The sequence below is a fragment of the Mesorhizobium sp. B2-4-18 genome, assembly GCF_006441385.1.
In the GTDB taxonomy this organism is placed as follows: domain Bacteria; phylum Pseudomonadota; class Alphaproteobacteria; order Rhizobiales; family Rhizobiaceae; genus Mesorhizobium; species Mesorhizobium australicum.
Map to the genome: position 1 here is coordinate 177,532 of NZ_VFUW01000012.1, position 15,523 is coordinate 193,054.

The 15,523-nt window shown below is 59.2% G+C and carries 7 protein-coding genes and 2 pseudogenes; 4 read left to right on the forward strand and 5 right to left on the reverse strand.

Annotated elements, in window-relative coordinates; genetic code table 11:
• The first annotated feature begins 156 nt into the window (after positions 1–156).
• Entirely contained in the window at positions 157–1,224 is a 1,068-nt protein-coding gene (locus FJ527_RS25425; RefSeq protein ID WP_140504512.1) for a cyclic nucleotide-gated potassium channel, read from the forward strand.
• A gap of 163 nt (positions 1,225–1,387) precedes the next feature.
• On the opposite strand, the gene FJ527_RS25430 is transcribed toward FJ527_RS25425, so the two are convergent.
• Together FJ527_RS25430 and FJ527_RS25435 are read right to left on the reverse strand one after the other, a co-directional pair.
• A complete protein-coding gene (locus tag FJ527_RS25430; RefSeq protein ID WP_181166480.1) occupies positions 1,388–2,017 on the reverse strand; it encodes an antitoxin Xre/MbcA/ParS toxin-binding domain-containing protein in 630 nt (209 codons plus the stop codon).
• 329 nt (positions 2,018–2,346) lie between these two features.
• Positions 2,347–2,976 (reverse strand): annotated as a pseudogene (locus FJ527_RS25435) (site-specific integrase); the annotation flags it as partial.
• A gap of 534 nt (positions 2,977–3,510) precedes the next feature.
• Between FJ527_RS25435 and FJ527_RS25440 the strand changes: the two are divergent.
• Positions 3,511–4,662, forward strand: coding sequence for a porin (locus FJ527_RS25440; RefSeq protein ID WP_140616480.1), 1,152 nt, complete (start codon positions 3,511–3,513; stop codon positions 4,660–4,662).
• Between the two features lie 346 nt (positions 4,663–5,008).
• On the opposite strand, the gene FJ527_RS25445 is transcribed toward FJ527_RS25440, so the two are convergent.
• The 3 genes from FJ527_RS25445 to FJ527_RS25455 all read right to left on the reverse strand — a co-directional run bounded on the left by FJ527_RS25445 (position 5,009) and on the right by FJ527_RS25455 (position 12,945).
• Positions 5,009–6,685 carry a sulfotransferase gene (locus FJ527_RS25445; protein ID WP_140616481.1) on the reverse strand — a complete coding sequence of 559 codons (1,677 nt, stop codon included), beginning with the start codon at positions 6,683–6,685 and terminating at the stop codon, positions 5,009–5,011.
• 409 nt (positions 6,686–7,094) lie between these two features.
• Positions 7,095–9,485, reverse strand: coding sequence for a mechanosensitive ion channel family protein (locus FJ527_RS25450; protein ID WP_246677800.1), 2,391 nt, complete (start codon positions 9,483–9,485; stop codon positions 7,095–7,097).
• A 364-nt stretch (positions 9,486–9,849) separates the two neighbouring features.
• The gene (locus FJ527_RS25455) at positions 9,850–12,945 is read right to left on the reverse strand and encodes a trifunctional glycosyltransferase/class I SAM-dependent methyltransferase/polysaccharide deacetylase (protein WP_246677801.1); all 3,096 of its coding nucleotides are present in this window, start codon (positions 12,943–12,945) and stop codon (positions 9,850–9,852) included.
• Positions 12,946–13,462: 517 nt separating this feature from the next.
• On the opposite strand from FJ527_RS25455, the gene FJ527_RS25460 reads away from it, so the two are divergent.
• Positions 13,463–14,128: a hypothetical protein gene (locus FJ527_RS25460; protein ID WP_140616482.1), complete on the forward strand. Its 666-nt coding sequence runs from the start codon at positions 13,463–13,465 to the stop codon at positions 14,126–14,128.
• 6 nt (positions 14,129–14,134) lie between these two features.
• Positions 14,135–15,523: pseudogene (locus FJ527_RS25465) on the forward strand (OmpA family protein); the annotation flags it as partial.

The window sequence follows — 15,523 nt, forward strand, 5'->3', positions numbered from 1 at the left end:
AATGCCCGGATGGGCCATTCTCGATTGCGGCCTGTCGGTTCACGTTCAGGCCATCTGAGTTCACCTCGTGATGAACATCCCAGCGAAAGCGCCACCTTTGCGCTTGCCCTGAAGGCATCCTATTCTGGAGGAATAGCATCCGCTCGTGGGGACAGAATGTCGGTCCTGCCTTTCTTGAGAATTCACGCACCGCTAAACGCGGTGCTAGCTGCGCCTGGGCTGCTGGCGGTGGCCGCGCTCACCATGCCGGACATGTCCGCACGAAGCAGGCTGGCTCTGACTGCCGTGCTGGCGGTCATTTGGGGCGCTTATCTCCTACAGATGGCCGAGACTCTGATCAAGCACTGGGCGGGAGACCTTCGGGACAGGACGCCTGCAATCGCCATTGATATGCTCGCGGTTTTGGTTCCACTCGCTGCATTTCTGCTCGAAGGCACGCCCGACCGGAGCCTCTACTGTGCTATCTGGCTGCTCAAACCGCTGCGCGACTCGACCTTCTTCCCGGTACTGGGCAGGGTGCTGGCCAACGAAGCGCGTAACCTGATCGGCGTCACCACGCTTTTCGGCGTCGTTCTGTTCGGTGTCGCGCTCGCGGCCTATGTCATCGAGCGCCACATCCAACCGGAAAAGTTCGGCAGCATCCCTCAGGCCATGTGGTGGGCGGTGGTCACGCTGTCCACCACCGGTTATGGCGATGCCATTCCGCAAAGTTTCGCCGGCCGCGTCCTGGCTGGGGCGGTCATGATGTGTGGCATCGGCGTCTTCGCGCTGTGGGCCGGCATTCTTGCCTCCGGCTTCTATCAAGAAATCCGTCGCGAGGATTTCGTCCGCAATTGGCAGTTGGTCGCCGCCGTGCCGTTGTTTCAGAAGCTCGGCCCGGCCGCGCTGGTCGAGATCGTGCGCGCCTTACGGCCTCGTAGTTTGCCGGCCGGCGCCGTGATCTGCCGAAGGGGCGAGACCGGGGATCGGATGTTCTTTGTTGTGGAGGGGCGGGTGAGCGTCGTGATGTCGAACCCAGTGGAGCTTGGCCCTGGCGCCTTCTTCGGCGAGATGGCGCTGATGAGCGGCGAACCGCGTACGGCGACCGTCAGCGCCGCAACGGCTGTCTCACTCCTGTCGCTGCACGCGGCGGATTTCCAGATGCTATGCAGCAGCAGCCCGGAAATCGCGGAAATCATCCGCAAGACCGCGCGCGAGCGGCACGGCACGGCGCCGACGGCTTGACTCTTCGTCAGGAGGAGGGCGCAATGGCTAGGCTGTCCAACTGCTTGTCGAGAATGGCTGGCTGGAAGGGTCGCCATTGAGACGACGGGCCGCGGGCAGCCGCCTGGGGTAATGTCGCGTTGCGCCAAATTGTCAACTGAACGACCGCCACCAAACGGCGGGGCTAAACATCAGGTGCCTCCTCCAAGGTTAGGCGCGCGGCAGCAACAACATTCGCGAGCTTGCCAGCTAGCAGAGTATCTATCGGCGAGTTCCCGCCAAGCTTGTCCGTCGGCGCCATCAACCATCTCCAGGCAAGCCGATGGTCGCCAAACATGGCGATCAATTCGGCTATCCCATCTGCAGGGCGAGCATCGACAAACTGCTTCAATGGAAAAACAAACCTGCTGCTTCCAGATTTAAGTGCGATCACCTCATCGCGTTTCTGCCACCGAAAGAGCGTCGACCTCGGTATCCCAAAATGCCTTTCTATCACTGTTGGCCCAGCTACCGGCCCCGCCCAATCACTCGCCGCACTGAGAGGCGCTTGGGGGACCGCCGGTGGCGGTACCGCTTTGAAACGCTGCAGTCGTGGATCAAATCGGCCTTGTGCCTCAGCCACTATATGCCCGATAAATATCTGAGCGAGGTTTTCAACATCATCCTCGATAGTTGGGAGGGCTCGCTGAACAGCCTGAGTTTGAACACTGATTGCTGAAGATATATACCCTGCCAATCTCGCGGCAATTCTAAGGGCCGGCTTGCCGATTGTCGGATCGTGCTCAAGAAGAATTTTCGACACGGCGGCAGCCACCGTATTTTCCAGTCTTGGTCGGCTGGCTTGCTTAACAAGGTTTCCACCTCGTGAGAATCGCCGCTTAGTGACCATGCAGATTACCTCTTCAAATGCTACCTAAGTTGCGTGACCCCTGTTTAGCCGAGGAGACGTAGTACCTCAGTGCGTTGCGGAAGTCATAGAAGGCAAACACAATGCACAATTGGCACCGTTCTGTCCAGTGGAGATGGTGACGTTGCTTGGAGTAATGCTTGGCCTACATTGTGTTCGAGCACCACCAAACCTAAACTCCGCGAAAAGACGTGGGGTCGCTGGCGCTTTTGCGCGCAGCCCTGACGAGACTTTCGTCATGGCCCGGTTTCGTTCTTGATCTCCAGCGCTGCCGGTAGCCCTTCGAGCACAGTGACGCAGCCATCGAGATCGTTGGTGGCCAGATGCGCGTAGCGCATCGTCATCGACAGCGTCTGATGACCCAGCCACATCTGCACGCGCCTGATGTCGATGCCACCCTGGACGAGGCGCGCAGCACAGGTGTGACGCAGGATATGGGGTACGACCTGGTGGTCGGCGCCAAGTCCAACCTCGGCTTTCGCCTCGTTCCATATGGCACTGAACTGTGCCCGGCTCAACTTGGTGAACGGGCCTTTCGGCCGAGGGCGTCCGTCCGGAGGCATCCTGATCACCTCCTTGACCCGCTCGGTCATCGGGATGGTGCGGCTGCGGCCGGATATGATGGTTTGGAAACTGACGCGATGTTCCTTGATGTCGTTCCAGGTCAGCCCGAGCGCCTCGCCGAGACGGCAGCCGCTATCGACCAGGAAGACGGAAAGCCTGTAAGCATCCTCGCTGCGGCTCTTGATGGCGGCGAACAGCCGCGCTTCTTCATCCCTCTCGAGAAAACGAATCCGTCCCGCCCGCTCTTTCTGGCGGCGGAACTCGTGCAGGCTCTTGAGATCTCCCATGTTGTAAGCCTTGCGGAAGTGGTCGGGAGTTTCGGATCAACCAAAAGATTGAGCCTCCCCTAGCAGGGCAGCGCCTTCGACCACTCGGCCGCCTCTGCGTTGCGCCGCTGGATAAAGAAAAGCGCCGGCACAATCAACAAGGCCGTGTCATAATATGGAGAAGGTGAGCGCGCCGAACATTTCAGCCTTCCTCGGGTGCGGCAGTTCCGCGGCAATTCCTGGGCAGATGAGCCCCAGGCCTTGCATGATCCGGTCGGCCGATCGCCGGATTCGGCCGAGACAGGCGGTCGTGAGGGGACTAATGGTTAACGAGAGCTTTCCAAGTGAGGCCAAATCGTGACGTTTCTGCAACACAGGTCGGGGATAGCGGCCGAACTGTCCATGCGCCGGTACGATCGTGGTTGAACGCCGCCGGCTCATGGGTAATGTCAATTTCGAAGGAGCGGCGCGGTGCGCATCTTTTTCGGTAGTGGGGATGGGGCAGGGAACGCTGTCCTTCAGCAAAGAATACCCAGACCCGTTTTTTAACTTTTGACTGGAGGTCAGAAAATGAACATCAAGAGCCTTCTTCTCGGCTCCGCTGCGGCCCTGATCGCAGTTTCCGGTGCGCGCGCCGCCGACGCCGTCGTCGTCGCCGAGCCGGAGCCCGCTGAATACGTCAAGATTTGCGACGTCTACGGCGCTGGTTACTTCTACATCCCCGGCACCGAAACCTGCCTGCGCATCGGCGGCTATATCCGTTACGACATCGGCGTCGGCGACGTGGGTTCGTTCGACGGTGCGACAAGCGCCGATCACGAGACCCCCGGCGACAGCAACGACACCTTCTACAAGCATGCCCGTTTCGCGCTGAAGACCTGGACCGGTCAGGAAACCGAACTCGGCACCTTGAAGACCTATACCGAGACCCGCTTCAACTTCCAGAACAACAACCGTGACTCGGGCAGGTTCGGAACGCTCAATACTGCTGGCAACGGCGATACCGTCTCGCTGAACTTTGCCTGGATCCAGCTCGGTGGTCTCCGCGTCGGTAAGGATGAATCAGCCTTCGACACGTTCATCGGCTACGCCGGCAACGTGATCCAGGATACGCTGGTTCCGTATGGCGGCTTCGACACAAACGTCGTGCAGTACTACTTCGACGCTGGCAACGGCTTCTCGGCTGTGGTCTCTCTCGAAGAAGGCTCGGGCACCGACACGATCGACAGCTATGTTCCGCATGTCGTCGGTGGCGTGAAGTGGACGCAGGGCTGGGGCGCGGTTACTGGCGTCATCGCTTACGACAGCAACTATGAAGAAGTCTCCGGCAAGGTTCGCTTGGACGTGAACGCCACCGACCAGATTTCGCTGTTCATCATGGGCGGCTACGGCTCCGATGATAACCTCACCGACGGCACCTGGGCGTTCCCGGCTGGCGGTCGCGGCTTCTACAAGCCGTGGAGCGGCAATTGGGCAGTCTGGGGCGGCGGCACCTACAAGTTCAACGAAAAGACCTCGTTCAACCTCCAGGCGTCGTATGACGAAGGCAAGAACATTGGCATCGCCGCGAACGTTGCCTATGACATCGTTCCCGGCTTCACGATCACGGCTGAAGTCGACTACTCGCATCTCGGCGACGACTCCGTGTCGAACTGGACGGGTATTACTCCTGGCGATGACGACGCAATCGGCGGCATGCTCCGCTTCCAGCGCTCCTTCTAACAGGCGCTGCCTTATTGAAATCGAAAACCCGGCGGGCAACCGCCGGGTTTTTTCATGCCGTCTGTATGGAACTTCGGACAGCCGATGGCATGGCCGCCCGCCTGCTGCCACGCTTGCAGACGTGGAAGAACAACCCTAGCAGCGAAAAGGAAAGGAGGAAGCCAAACTGCTTGGCAAGCGACGCGCGAAACGGCGGGAGGCTCTGTGGCCAGGATACGCCGGCGGGACAGGTGAAGGAACGCGGCGGTCGGCCTGAGGAAACCCTGTTAGACTGGTCTATCGGCGGAAAGCGTACGCCGGCGGGATTGGATGCAAGCAAACTGCGCGCAGCATCAGGCACTACCGGTCAAATCTCAGCAAGATCGCCCAAGGCTTCGATCAACGGCTGAATCTCGCTTTCGTAATTCTTCCAACGCTTGACGGACGACGTATAGATCGGCTGGCGGACCTGCCAATTGCTGTAGGTGTTTACGGAGCCGCCTTTGTCAAAAAAGCGCAGGCAGGCATCGTCCCACGGCAATCCGAGATAATCCATGAGCCGGCGCGACTGCTCCTCCTGATTTTCGATCAACGTCTCGTAGCGATTTTCGAAAATACGACCCGGGAAAACCTTGTCCCAATGCCGCATCAAGCGATCATACTCCCGGTAGTAAAGCCCCAGCGTCTCAAGATCGGCACTGTAGCTGTGGGCTTTATTGAACTGCAGGACGAAACAGGAGATGCAATTGTCGACAGCGTCGCGACGACAATGAATGATACGCGCTTTGGGGAAAAGAAGGCCAACTAGGCCAATCAGCTCGAAATTGTGAGGCATTTTGTCAACAATTCGCAGCGAGTCGGGAGCCCGCTCGCGCAGATAAGCAAGGTGCTCTTCGGCCAAAGTCCTGGTCAGATCGGGAGTAATCATCGCGATGGATTGGCCGAAGTTCACGCTGGAGCGGTCTGCGACACCGAGTCCATTGGCTGTTCGCCTAAGTTTGCTGAGCTCGCCGGCGCCATGAACATCGGGGTGAGTGGCACAGATCTGCTCTGTCAATGTCGTGCCCGAACGAGGCATGCCCACGACGAATACAGGCGCCTCCGAGGGATTGCCGTACGCGGCTCTTGAAGCCACCAGTTCCGGCGCGAAGGTTGCGATCATGCCGTCGACCCAGCGGCGGTAAGACTGCAGATCGAATGTATGGCCCCCGGCTTCATTCCCCTTCTTAAAGTGATCCATCGCCTCCTTATAGCGACGGAGGTCATTGAGAACCTTTCCTGCGGCGTGATGGAGCGCTGCCGCTCCCTCCGGCCCATGGCCCGGGTCTTGAAGCTCCGTCAGGATTGCCCCGAGTTCTGGCGGCTCTTCAGCGAATTTGCGCGTGCGTACAAGCGCGTTGTGGGCAGCCGGTACCGCGATGCGCCGTTCTATTGCCTCTTTCAGATGAACCGCGGCTTCGGCCATACGGCCGAGGCTTGCGAGCGCGCGGGGCAACCCCAACCGGGCTACGGGATGATCTCGGTCGATCCTGAGCGCCTTCTCAAAGAGCGGCAGCGCCATCTCCCCCTTGTCAAACGCATTGTAGGCATCGCCCAAGGCGCAAAGCGCTTCCACCAGATCCGGCTTCAAGTCCAGGGCGTACCGAAAGTGCTTGATCGCCGGCGTAAATTCGCTGACCTTCAAATAGGTCTCGCCGAGGCTAAGATGGTAGTAGGGATTCTGCGGATCCTCTGCCACCGCCCGAGCGAAATACCGCAGTGACTTTTCGTTATCGAAATCGAGCCCGAGCGTTCCCAGGATATATAGGGCCAGCGGATGGTTGGGCGTGCGAGCAAGGACCCTGTGGCACAGTTCCTCAGCCTCGGATAGACGTTCGGCCTGCTGCAACTCGAGCGCCTGCCGTAAAAGCAAGTCGTCGGCGTGGCTGCGGTGGGGGCCTGCCTTGAACTGCGCTTTGGATGACGCAGCCTTCGGTGATGCCGCCTTCGGCGAGGGTGGGGTGCGGAGGTGCTTTGCCCATGCGGGCGGCAATCGGTTGCTCATCCTTGGTTCGCTAGCAAAAGGGGCTTGGAGAATCCAGCCTCAATAGCCGTTTTGCGCAGAGCGCTGGTGTCGCCCCATCGATTTGCCCATTCTTCCGGATCGACCCTTATCGGATTTCCGTTCCGCGCTATGAGGTAGTAACCTAGCTCCCTCCGCACTGCCAAGACAATCCGGTGATCACAAGTTTGGCGCGTCTCAAACCATTCATGGGATGCGATATAAGCAACCACCTGCAAACCTCGCCGCGATGTCTCGGCCAGGTCACGGCGCTCCTTCGACCGAACTCGTGGACGCCATGGCGTCGGCGCCGGCGGCGCTGTGGAGACAGGATTGCCGGTTGCCCGAGGCGCGCACGAACCCTGCCGCCTAGTGGCGATCCCCGACGTCGCTCCGGTGACGGCGCTCTTTCCTATTCCGTCGTGCTGGCTTTTTTTCTGCGACGAATGGTGTGCGATTGCGCGACGGCCATTTTCACCGCGGGTGTAATCGCCAAAGATCCGTTCTCTGCCTCATGCGGATTCTGCAGCCCTTGGACGTGGACGGTCGGAAATGGGGGTTCGATGCCCTGCTCCTTGAAGACCTGGCGGAGGCGTACGTAGAATTTGCGTTTCATACCAAAGGCGCCTCCCGGCCTGGTTGTGGCCTTGACCCTCAATACAATGCCGTATTCGCCAAACTCCTGTACGCCCTGCATCTTGATCGGGTCGAGCACCCAGTGCTTGAACTCAGGATCTTCCGCCAATTCGAGGCCGATCCGCTTGATCAGCTTGCGAGCGAATTCGATATCGGTGTCATAGCCGACGGTGATGTTGAATTTGTCGATAACCCAGTCACGGCTCTGGTTCTGGACGGCCCCGAGTTCACCGAAAGGTATGGTGAACAGCGGACCCCGATGGTGGCGCAGCTTCACCGAGCGCAGGGAAAAGCTTTCCACGGTACCCTTGTAATTGCCCGAGGAAATATATTCGCCGACACGAAACGCGTCGTCGAGCAGAAAAAAAACGCCCGAAATGATGTCCTTGACGATGGTTTGTGCGCCAAAGCCCACCGCGACGCCGACAACGCCGGCGCCAGCGATCAGTGGGCCAATCTGGATACCCAGCGAGGCGAGCATCATAAGCGCTGCCATCACGATGATCGATGCGAGCAGGATGTTCTGGAGGATCGGCAACAGCGTGTGCAGCCGCGCCTGCTGCGGATCTAGCATCGGGACCTCTTCGTCGCCGATCACAGGGTGTGCCGTTTCGATGCCCAGCTTTCGTTCGATCAAGGCTTTGATGATCGACCAGCCGAAATCGGCTGCGAGGGCAATGACCACGACATTGATCAGGCCGCGCAATATGAAGGTCGTCGTCGTATTGCTGCCGCGCATGGATTGCATGTCCAGGCCCCAGACACGCGCTAGAAAGTAAGCCGCCGCCAGGATGAAAATCATTCGGATTCCGCGATCGATGACAGCGATCGCCACCGCCGGGATCGTAGGCCGGCCAAGATCTACCGAACCTGGTCGCAGGACGAAGTTAACCCCGCGCTGCGTCGTCACGATTGCCCAAGGCAGGAAGAGTGCGGCGAAGGTAAACCAGAAGTATGCATAAAGGCCCGCGATGCGCTGCAGAAACAGGACGAGGAAATAAGCTGTCAACAGCCATGTCGCTTCCGTGTGAACGCTGTGGCGCGCACCGTCTCGCTGCGTTCTTGGCCGACGCCAAATGGCCAGCAGCACGAGCAACAGCAGCACGAAATCGGCGCCAAGCGACAGGACCATCATTCCGTCCTGATCGATGCCGAGACCTGGCAAGAGGATGAACGCGGCGGCGAAGAAGGCGAAGACGCCAACGATCCGGGGCAGCCAATAGGACCAATGGTCAGCCGCTTCGTTGGTGATTGGCAAAGCACGAACCTCGACGGCGTTGTCGACGTTCATGAAGGAAGGGACGAGCATGGCCATGACGTACATGCGCACCCCCCATGTAACGACTGCCGCCATCAAGAATGTCAGTACAATCTCGCGGATAAGCATTGGCCAGTCGAACAGCATGAACGCGCCGGCGCTGCCCAGTGCGAACGAGACGATCAGCATGCTGGAATAAAGCGTGCGGCCACCAATCTTCTTGGCCCGCCCAACGGGCGTATCCTTCGGTTGCGCGATAATCCAGAGACGAAATGGACGGCTCAACTTGTACGTTGCCCAAGTAAGCGCCAGGCCGGCAGCGATGAACATCGCAATCAGCAAGAGTACCCCGGCAGATCCCTTGCTGGACATATCCTCCATGGTCTCTGCCCGAACGCGCGCGAACTGACCCGGCAGCAGGGGCAAAGTTCGCACGATTCTTCCGATATGATCCCTGATCATATCGAGCGTCGAGGATGCCATCGTATTCATCTGGCCTGATGCGGCCGCGGCGCCGGACGATGCGTCGGCCGGAGAAGCGCCTGCCCCGGCAGGCGCTCTCGTTGACCCGGCGTCCTGATTTCGCTGTTCGGCCATCCAGGCCTTCACTGACGCATCGTCGAGCAGTTCGAATAGCTGTTTGACCCTTTCAGGCGGGACGGTCGCCGGCGCCTGCGCCTGCGCTGGACCAGCCAACAAGAGGGCGGTTCCAAAGATGAGCTGCCTGGCAACCAGGACGAACATCGCGCCAAGGTGTCGGAGAGGTTGTGTCGGGCGCGCCAGGTTCCTGGTTCCCAATCGTCGAATGATGAGACGCATCGTGCTGTTAACCTTCCGGTCAGATCGGCAAGCAACGACATCTATGCCCGCCATTGCTCCTAGGTTGAAGGAGCCGATGTTGTGGTACAAGAGTCCACCGTCCAAGCTAGACAATTGCGTAGGGTGTGGTCACGCAAATCAGTCATGTGATCCGCAATTCAAAGACGCTGGGCGTTACGGCGGCTTCCGATAGAGCAGAACGCGCGTATGCCGCGTTGCGCATCGCCGGCCGAGGCTATGTGATGGAAATATGGGACCCTCACACAGGCTATACACATCAGGGCAGCCAAAAGCATCACCGTGTGCGTCTATCCCCGCATAACGCGATAGACAGTTGCATCGCCCTTTACACCTCGAAGAGGCGCATCGAAAGCGACAATGCCTGGCCCGGTAAGGGGTCGCTCACGCCTGGTGCGGAATAGAGCGCTTGGGAGATGCAGACATTGTCTACCGTTCAAACGAGCACGGCCTCGATGGTAGCAACAAAGTCGTCGAGCGAGCGATCCCCGCGAATCTCGATGCGCGGAAGGTCGATGGGGTCGCTATTAAGGTCCGCCGGTCCGTGTCTGCCGCCGAAGCCGATCCGGTAGCCGCACTCCTTGGCCAGCCTGCCGAGCCGTCGGTCGGTGACAGAGAAGGGTGCCGCGAAGGCCGTGGTTGGCCGGCCGGTCCACCGTTCGACGAACATACGAGAGCGCAGGAGCTCGGCGGCCAAATCAGAGCTCGACAGACCATCGATGGCGCGGTGCGTCGCCAGATGGCTTCCGAAGAACGCACCCTCGGCGGCGAGACGTCGCACCGTTCCGGCGTCCATAAGCCGCGCCGGCGTACCGCTGACGGCGTCCCACTTTGCACTTTCCCCCACCAGGTCCGTCACCAGGAACACTTCCGCGGTCAGGTCGTGCGCACGCAAGATCGGCCAGGCATGGTCGGCAAAGTTCTGGAATCCGTCATCGAAGGTGATGAGCACCGGGCGGCCAGTGAAAGGCTGACGGTTGGCGATGGACAATTCCAGTTGCTCGGACATGATCGCGTGAAAGCCATTGGCGCGCAGCCATGCCATCTGGCTCGCGAATGCGGCGGGCGTGAGTCGGAAACGGGCGAGCGCGGCCGGACCTTCATCGGCGACGCTGTGATACATGAGGACAGGGATACGTTGCCGCCGCTCGCTACGAGCGACGGCGCGGCGCAAGACCCGTGCCCCGCCCCAGACAATGTTTCGCGCGACCCCGATGCCGATGGGTGCGCGGACCGGCACATGATCAATCACCGGCTCCGTCGCCACGTAATCCGGCGACAGGCGGCAGAAGCGATCTATTCGATAGAGTTCGGTCTGGATCGATTGCGCAAGGACGAGACCTTCGGTCTCTGCGAAGGTTTGCGAGATCGTTTGTGCGCCGAAAGTGTTCCAGTCGAAGCCCGTCCTTTCAATATTGTCGCGTAGCACGAATGCGTGTGCATTGATGAAACTGCCGCCAGGCGCCAGTGCCTCAACGAATTTTTTGGCGATGCGCCGCAACCCGGCGAGATCTTCTAGGTAGTAGAGCACTTCCGAACAGACGATCAGATCCATCTCATTGGGCAGCGTGTCCGAAAAAAAATCCAGTACACTGAATTCGACATTCGGCTGGTCCGAGCAGCGCGCGCGCGCCCGTTCGATGGCTACGGCGGAAATGTCGGTGGCGGTCAAATGGCCCACTCGGGGTGCCAGTTGTCGCGTGAAATGGCCTTCCGCACAGGCCAGCTCAAGCGCCCGTCCTATGGGACCGGCCGGCAGAATTTCGAGCTGCCGCTCATATTTTTCCTGCTCGTAGGCCGAGCTGTAGTTCCAGGGATCCTCGGTCGCGAAATACCGGTTCCAGAACGACGTACGATCCTTGTCGTGGCCACTCGAGGCGGGTGCACGGCGCGGCGCTGGAAGCGGCTGCGTTGCTTCGGCGCTCGACCGAACCAGTTCCCGCGCTTCCCAGACCATTTGCGCGAGTTTGCCGAAGTGGCTGCCCGGATCAGGCCGGCGTTCCGCTGTCGTCGACAGTGCCTCGGCGGCCAGCGTGTTCGCCGTGTCGGCACCGTCCTTTTGCGGTGCGAAATTCGGGATCAGTTCAAGCCAATGGCGCCTTGTCACTTTCCCGAGTGCGCCGAACTGTACGATAGACCCGATCTGCCCATCCATCATCAGGTAGGCATAGATTTGATCGATTCCTTCCGGAAGCTCGGTCGACGTTGGATTTCGAGCGTCGACGCGAATTCCGAAAGTGCGCGCCAGCCTGCGAGGAGCGGCAAGATCGTCGGCGTCGAGCAGCATTTGCTCGAGATGATACTGGACGCGACGACCCGCAACCGGGTCGCCCCAGACCTTGCCGAGTTCGATGATCAACTCTGTGATGGCGCCGCCAAACCTGTCCCACCGGGCAGCCATATGGGCTGGCACCGATAGGCTTCCTACCATCAGGCCGTCGAAGGTCACCTTGGCGATCTCGCGCGCCCACTTACGCCTTGCCGGCAGCGCGCGCAGGGATTGCGGGTTGATCGAGCCGCCGCCGCTGCCGCAATCCGACGCAGCGTTCCACAGGGCGAACCACGCCAGTGCTTCGGAAGCGGTGCGGCCGCCCGCCGAGATCGCGCCATTGGCATGCGCCGGCGCTGGGTGCTTGACCCTGGGGTCGGTGGCAAAGCCGCGGGCGATAATGCTTTCCGCGTCTGCCAGCGTCTGCCTCGAATTGCGGGTGAGCGCGTTGGGGCTGGCTCGACAAAAGGCGAGCGGCTCGTCGACCATCACCCAATTTGTGCCCTGACGTGCGACGCGCTGCCATAGATCCCAATCCTCGCAGCTGCGCAGCGACACGTCAAAACCGCCCAATTCGACTATTGTTTCCCGGTCGACCAGCAGCGCGTGAGTGGCGATGGCACATCGGCGGGCTAACGTTTCGAAGGGCTGGCTTGCGACCTCGGGCGCGATGCTCGCCGGGGTGAGCGCTCCATCGGGCATCACGCGCCGCGAACCGCAATAGGCGGCTACTGCATCGGGAGCGGTTTTCAGCGCAGCCAGCATTTTTGTAAGGTAGCTGGCATCCAGCCAGTCATCGGCATCCAGGAACATCAGCCAGTGGCCGCGCGCCGTCGAAATCCCGTTGTTACGTGCGCCGGCGGGGCTATTCGCGCAAGAACTCAAGGCGCGAAATCGGGCATCCTGTTCCACATAAGCGGCGATGATCGCGGGGGTGCGGTCCGTAGAGGCGTCGTCGACGATGATCGCCTCCCAATCCGCGGTTTCCTGATCGACAAGGCAATCGAGTGCCCGCGTCAGCGTTACCTCCGCGTTGTGCGCAGGAACTACGATCGAAACCAATGGAATATGCGCCACGTGTCTCACCCGCGCCCGGCTCGCAACAGGTAGAACAAGTTGCGTTGATCTTTGTCGGCGCAGGTCGGCACGATCGATGCCGATCCATTCGAGCCCATCGTCGACCATAACTATATCAATATCCGGTAGGTCTGCCGGCGGATGCCGGCATGCATTGTGCCGAATGTTTTGCTCGACATTGAACATCGATACCACACCGCCTTGCGGTAGCATTATTCTGGATCATCGAGCTTTCGTCTTCTTCGGAGAGTCACCGAATGTCAAAACCGGATAACGGCATCGGATGGCCGCACTGCCCTGTCAAGATCGGGGCTGATTAGGTAGCAAAAAAAGACCTGAAGACAGGCTGGAATGGCAAGCGCTCATGCCCGTGCCTTAGTTGCTGCGCCGCCCGGCAACAAAGGATGATCGCGGGCGAAGACGCGAGGGCAAGCTGATCCTGATCGAACTAATCGGAACCGCGGCCGAACTGCGAGCGCGCCGCAGTTGTTGATCATGGATCCATGGCGCCGCCAATCTACGCGCATGATGACGCAAAAGGGTCTGTTCGCTGGGCAGATTGTGGAGCTCGAGCCGCTTGTCAAATTTACGCGTGACCGGCTTATGCGGAGAAGATTCCGGCTTGCGAGCCGGGTATTTTGCTGACATCTTTACTAGTTGCTAAATTAGCACGCTGGTAGCTGTTTAAATGAAGGGTATAGGGATGGCCAAGGAATCTTCGAGTACCGCTTCTCCGGCAAATAAAGCGGACGGAAATCTGACAAGTAATGCAGACGCCAACGGGCTCGCCTTCATGGCGGGCCAGGCTCGCGAGAGCGGGACCCCCGGCGACGCTGTAGGTGTCGACAAGATACGTGATCTGCTGTTCGGCAACCAGATGCAGGACTATGACCGCCGCTTTTCCAAGCTTGAAGAACGGGTCTTGCAGCGGTTCAAGGATGTCGAATCGGAGGCCAAGCGCAATCTTGAAATGTACGAGTCAAATGCGAAAAAGCAGATCGACTCGCTTGCGGCGCAGTTGCGGAACGAAAAAGACGCGCGAGCCGACGCCGACAAGGAGATTGACCGAAATCTTCGCGAACAAAATCAGGCGCTTGAAAAGCAGGTGCGCGCATTATCGGATCAATTGAATGAGCTTGAGCGCGAAATTGCCGACCGGATAAATCGAAACGACCATTTGCTGCGTGAGGAAATCAAGCAAAAGAATGAAGCCATTCAGATGCTGATGGAAAAAATGTTTTCCGATCTCGGCAACGTCAAGACCGACCGAAATCTTTTGGCCGGCCTGTTTGTCGAGGTTGCAAAATGTCTGAATCAGGATCCCGTCGGCAGCAAGAGCAACTCGGACCGTAGCTGGAAAGTGAGTTGATCGGATTTGACGTCGACCGTCGACCCAATCAGCCTTCCGCATAGAACAGCCTCGAACGATACAGAGATTGATCGCGAGGCTCTGGCCCGTCTTTTGATCGAAATTGCCCGGAACGTTGATCCGGACTACCGTGCGCGACTCGACGGAGTTCCATCCGCCGATCCTCGCATGGAAACGCTGCGCCAGTTGCTGGTCAGCCGCGAAATTTCAGAGCTTTCACGAGTTACGCATCTGCTCGACGAACCGGAGCAGCTTGCCGCTGCAGTGGGCGACGTGCTTCCCAGTGCGGCCGCACGAGCCCCTCATGCGCAACTCGGTGAGGCCCTTGCGCCGGCTGTCGAAAGGGCTGTGCAACGGTCGATCCAGAAGAGCCCGCGCACGCTGACCGATATATTATACCCCGTGTTTCTTCCGGCAATTCGCAAGTCAATCGGGGAAAAGATCGATCAGACATTTCAGTCGCTTAATGAAACTATACGACATATATTTACCTGGCACGGGCTAAAATGGAGAATTGAGGCTTGGCGAACCGGAGCCAGCTTCTCGGAAGTTGTTCTCAAGCATTCTCTTCTTTATCGTGTTGAGCATGTCTTTCTCATTAATCGCACTTCTGGGCTATTGATAGCGCATGTAGCTGCCGACAATGCGACGAGCGAAGATCCTCAACTGATTTCTTCTATGCTGAGTGCAATCCAAGACTTTGTGAAGGACTCATTCAACGAGAAGGAGCAGAGCGGCCTGGACACTATTCGTTTTGGCGACCTTCGTCTCTGGTCAGAAGTAGGACCGTTCGCGACCCTGGTTTCGGTGATCCGAGGAAACCCCCCAGAAGGATTGCATGACATAGTTCGCGACGTGTTGCTCCGTGTCCATGAGGACTACTCGCAGGCTTTAATGGAGTTTGACGGCGACGGATCGCAGTTGGCCGGCATAGAGGCGCAGCTGCAGACTTGCGTCGAGCTGAAGCAGGAGGAACCAAACCAGGGATTTCCGTGGCTGGTGGTGGGCCTGGGCCTGCTGCTGTTGGTTTTGGCAGGCGGTTGGTTCTTTCTTTCATGGCAATCCGGGCAGCGCTGGCAGGCTTATGTGTCGCGACTGGAGACCCAGCCGGGCATCATCGTTGCCGAACAAAAGATACGCGATGGCCAATTCTATATTGCCGGCCTGCGAGACCCGCTTGCCGTCGACCCGCAAGCCTTGCTGTCGGGAACGCAGGTCGATCCCGGCAGGGTCCATTCGCAGTGGCAATTTTATCAGAGCCTCGAACCGCAGTTCGTGTTGAAGCGGCTGACGGCATCGCTGGCCCCGCCGGAGTCAGTACGGCTTGCCATCGTCGATGGGCGCATCGTTGCCCAGGGTGAGGCTCCCGACACCTGGATAGATCGGGCGCGCGCC

Excerpts from the sequence above, each read along its gene's own strand:
- FJ527_RS25425 (WP_140504512.1), top strand. The coding sequence starts at position 157 with ATGTCGGTCCTGCCTTTCTTGAGAATTCACGCACCGCTAAACGCGGTG.
- FJ527_RS25440 (WP_140616480.1), top strand. The coding sequence starts at position 3,511 with ATGAACATCAAGAGCCTTCTTCTCGGCTCCGCTGCGGCCCTGATCGCA.
- FJ527_RS25445 (WP_140616481.1), bottom strand. The coding sequence starts at position 6,685 with ATGAGCAACCGATTGCCGCCCGCATGGGCAAAGCACCTCCGCACCCCA.
- FJ527_RS25455 (WP_246677801.1), bottom strand. The coding sequence starts at position 12,945 with ATGTTCAATGTCGAGCAAAACATTCGGCACAATGCATGCCGGCATCCG.
- FJ527_RS25460 (WP_140616482.1), top strand. The coding sequence starts at position 13,463 with ATGGCCAAGGAATCTTCGAGTACCGCTTCTCCGGCAAATAAAGCGGAC.